Origin of the sequence: Actinoplanes sp. NPDC051633 (assembly GCF_040681735.1) — a bacterium.
Taxonomy (GTDB): domain Bacteria; phylum Actinomycetota; class Actinomycetes; order Mycobacteriales; family Micromonosporaceae; genus Actinoplanes.
Genome location: NZ_JBFAZH010000914.1, coordinates 1 through 3,190, shown reverse-complemented (window position 1 = coordinate 3,190; position 3,190 = coordinate 1). Strand labels below are relative to the sequence as shown.

6 protein-coding genes are annotated in these 3,190 nt (G+C 72.4%); 2 read left to right on the top strand and 4 right to left on the bottom strand.

Annotated elements, in window-relative coordinates:
* Both AB0M20_RS34425 and AB0M20_RS34420 read left to right on the top strand, forming a co-directional pair.
* Positions 1 to 204: ATP-binding protein (locus AB0M20_RS34425; protein ID WP_364304530.1), on the top strand; the 204-nt coding region annotated here is incomplete at its 5' end.
* Positions 201 to 827 (top strand): response regulator transcription factor, encoded by a 627-nt coding sequence (locus AB0M20_RS34420; RefSeq protein WP_364304529.1) that lies wholly within the window; start codon positions 201 to 203, stop codon positions 825 to 827. The genes AB0M20_RS34425 and AB0M20_RS34420, both read left to right, overlap by 4 nt.
* 6 nt (positions 828 to 833) lie before the next feature.
* Here AB0M20_RS34420 and AB0M20_RS34415 read toward each other — a convergent pair whose 3' ends face one another.
* The 4 genes from AB0M20_RS34415 to AB0M20_RS34400 all read right to left on the bottom strand — a co-directional run.
* Positions 834 to 1,259 carry a VOC family protein gene (locus AB0M20_RS34415; RefSeq protein WP_364304528.1) on the bottom strand — a complete coding sequence of 142 codons (426 nt, stop codon included), beginning with the start codon at positions 1,257 to 1,259 and terminating at the stop codon, positions 834 to 836.
* A 1-nt stretch (position 1,260) separates the two neighbouring features.
* On the bottom strand, positions 1,261 to 2,097 hold the full coding sequence (locus AB0M20_RS34410; RefSeq protein WP_364304527.1) for a helix-turn-helix domain-containing protein: 837 nt from the start codon (positions 2,095 to 2,097) through the stop codon (positions 1,261 to 1,263).
* 9 nt (positions 2,098 to 2,106) lie between these two features.
* Positions 2,107 to 2,607 (bottom strand): hypothetical protein, encoded by a 501-nt coding sequence (locus tag AB0M20_RS34405; RefSeq protein WP_364304526.1) that lies wholly within the window; start codon positions 2,605 to 2,607, stop codon positions 2,107 to 2,109.
* Positions 2,608 to 2,696: 89 nt separating this feature from the next.
* Positions 2,697 to 3,190 (bottom strand): RecQ family zinc-binding domain-containing protein (locus AB0M20_RS34400; protein WP_364304525.1); only part of this gene is annotated, 494 nt, incomplete at its 5' end.

The following is a 3,190-nucleotide window of genomic DNA, read 5'->3' as shown; positions in this document are numbered from 1 at the left end:
GAGGATCTGGTGACGCTGGTCGTGCGCGACGACGGCGCCGGCTTCGACAGCGGCGTGCCGCGGGAGACGTCGGAGGCGGGCGGCTTCGGCCTGGCCGCGTTGCGCGAGCGGGTGCACCGCATCTCGGGCACGCTCGCGGTCGAGTCGGAGCCCGGTGGCGGAACGGCGATCTCCGCCTGCATCCCCAAGGCGGTGGCGGCATGATCCGGCTGCTGATCGTCGACGACCACCCCGTCGTGCGGGACGGACTGCGCGGCATGTTCGCCGGCGACGACCGCTTCGAGGTGGTGGGGGAGGCGGGCGACGGGCGGGAGGCGCTGGCTGTGGCCCGGGCGGTGACACCCGACGTGGTGCTGATGGACCTGCGGATGCCGGGCATGGACGGGGTCAGCACGATCGAGGCGTTGCGGGACCAGGGTTTCGCGGCCCGGGTGCTGGTGCTCACCACGTACGACACGGACAGCGACGTGCTGCCCGCGATCAAGGCGGGCGCGACCGGCTACCTGCTCAAGGACACCCCGCGCGAGGAGCTCTTCCGGGCGGTGTCGGCCGCCCACCGGGGCGAGTCGGTGCTCTCCCCGGCGGTGGCCGGCCGGCTGATGGGCCGCCTGCGGTCGCCCGGCCAGGAGCCGCTCAGCCAGCGCGAACTCGAGGTCCTCACGCTGACCGCCCGCGGCTGCACCAATCGGGAGACCGCCTCGCGACTGTTCATCTCGGAGGCGACCGTCAAGACCCATTTGCTGCACGTGTACGCGAAGCTGGGCGTCCGCGACCGGGCCGCGGCCGTGGCGGCCGCCTTCGAGCGCGGTCTCCTCGGCAGCAGCTGACGCGGCCTAGCGTGGCTCGCCGCGGTAGGTCCCGAAGGACCACAGGTTGCCCTCGGGGTCGCGCATGGCGAACTCGTGGTTGCCGTAATCGGTGTCGGTCGGCTCGGTGATTATCGTGACGCCCGGGGCGGCCTTCACCCGCTCGTAGATGCCGTCCACGTCATCGGCGACCACATAGCAGCCGAACGTGCCGGGCTGGAGCGCCCACCTGTCGTCCGCCCCCCGATCGGGCGCCGAACCGAGCATGATGCCGCCGCCCAGCGGCCAGCTCAGCTCGCAGTGCTGCACGACGTCGCCCTCGCCGTACACGGCGGTCTCCTCGAAGCCGACCACGTCGACGAGGAAACGGATCATGGCACGGGCGTCCTTCGCGCGCAGCGTCGGCCACACCGTCGGGGCCGGCGCCTGCTTCGATGTCGTCGTCTCATTCATGTCAGTAAGCGTCCTCCGCGGAGGCGGCCCTGGCTTGGACAAAATCGAACTCGTCGGCGAGCCACCGGGTCGCCGTGACGCCCGCGAGCGCGGTGAACTCGCGGGCCAGATGGGCCTGGTCGTAATAGCCGGTGGCGGCCGCGATGTCGGCCAGCCGGGCGCCGGGACGCAGCCGGCGGCGGGCGCGGTCGAAACGGGTCACCCGGGCCGCCTCCTTCAGGCCCAGCCCGGTCTCGGCGCGGAACCTGTTCGTCAGATGCCGGTCGCTCCACCCCACCTCGGCGGCCAGTTGCCGTGCGGTGACCGTGCCGCCGGAGTCGAGCACCCGATCGAAGGCGTAACCGACGTCGGGGTGGACACGCCGGTCGTGGTCGATCAGCCCGGCCAGCGCCGCATCCAGCGCGGCGAACCGCCGGGGCCAGGAGCTCTCGGCCCGGATCGCCGCCCGCAGCCGCTGGGTGACCCGGTCACCCAGCACCTGCGCGCAGTCCACATCCAGGTGGCCGAGCTCGCCCGCGGGCATGCCGAACAGTGCCCGGCAGCCGAGCGGCAGGACGGTGACCTGAATTCCCGACTGGGCGGCGCCGTTGCGGATCAGCGCCGGCCGCAGATGGAGGCCGCCGAGCAGGGTGTCGTAGCTGCCCGGAGCCTGGCGCCGATCCGGGTGCGCCAGGATCACCAGTGGTTCGTCGAGCGTGAGGATCAGCGTCAGGTACGGCGAGGGCAGGCCGCGGTGAACGGTGCCGGCCGCGGCCTTCTGGCGATAGCCGGAGTAGCCCGCCACGTACGGCCGCAGCGCAGGCGACGGTTTCGCCTGCACATGCTCGTTGACCGACATGTCACCAGACTAGTTCGCCAAGGCCTTCGCCAGGTTGTCGCGGAAGGTCCGCTCGCTCTCGGTCACCGTCTCGCCGCCGATGCCGAGCACGCCGCCGGTGCTGGCCGCACCCACCACGGTGTCCGCGATCTCGACCAGCCAGTGCTTGTAGGTCTCCGCGTCCGCGTCGGCGCGACTCGCCAGCACCAGGGCGACCTGGTCGGCCCGGTCGAGGACGTCGGCCACGTACCCCTCGGGGTCGGCCGGCTGGATCGCCGGTGCCTCCTCACCCAGCTCCGGGTCGCCCGCGGCGGCCAGCGCGGCCTGCGCGACGGCCGACACCAGCGGGCTGGCCGACGCCCGGGCCTCGGAGATCTTCTCCAGTCCGGCCTCGTTCTCCGCCCGCGTCTTGCGGGCGCTGTCGGGGGTGGCCGCGCTGGCGGCGGTGAGCACCGCCTGCGGCATCCCGACCAGCAGCCCCCACTGGTCGTCGGTGAAGCCCCACTGGGCGTACAGCGGTTCGTCGGTCACGAGGACGGTCCTTTCACAGATGGCACGGGCACCGAGGGCACTTACCCCACCCGCCGGTGCCGGACACCCCGGCGCCGGCGGTGATACGTCTACGCCGAGGTCAGCAGGCCGTGCTCGAGGACGACGGGCACGGCCAGAGTCTTGTAGCCGACCTCTTCGAACAGGACGGTCACCTTGTCCTGCTCGTACCCCATCACCATGCCCTTGCCCCACTCTCCGTGGCGGACCTGGCTGTGCACCTTGAACGGCTCGCCTGCCTCGTTCGTGCTCTCCTCGACCTCCGCGGCCGCGCCGTCGGCGCAGTTGTCGCAGTGGCCGCACGGCTTCTTCATCTCCTCGCCGAAATACGCCAGCAGCGTCTGGGTGCGGCAGGCGCGGGTCTGGGCGAAGCCGCGCATCATGTCGGTCCGCGACCGCTGCACCACCTGCTGCCGCTCGTGCTCGGCCATCGCCGCGTCGGCGGCCGCGGCCGGCAGCGGCGCGAAGACCGGGACGGTCCACATGTTGCGGCTGCCCGAGGTGGCCGCGCCGACCTGCTCCAGCAGCGCCAGCATCGCGCCGAGCTTGCGCGGGCCCATCCCGG

Excerpts from the sequence above, each read along its gene's own strand:
- AB0M20_RS34415 (WP_364304528.1), bottom strand. The coding sequence starts at position 1,259 with ATGAATGAGACGACGACATCGAAGCAGGCGCCGGCCCCGACGGTGTGG.
- AB0M20_RS34420 (WP_364304529.1), top strand. The coding sequence starts at position 201 with ATGATCCGGCTGCTGATCGTCGACGACCACCCCGTCGTGCGGGACGGA.
- AB0M20_RS34410 (WP_364304527.1), bottom strand. The coding sequence starts at position 2,097 with ATGTCGGTCAACGAGCATGTGCAGGCGAAACCGTCGCCTGCGCTGCGG.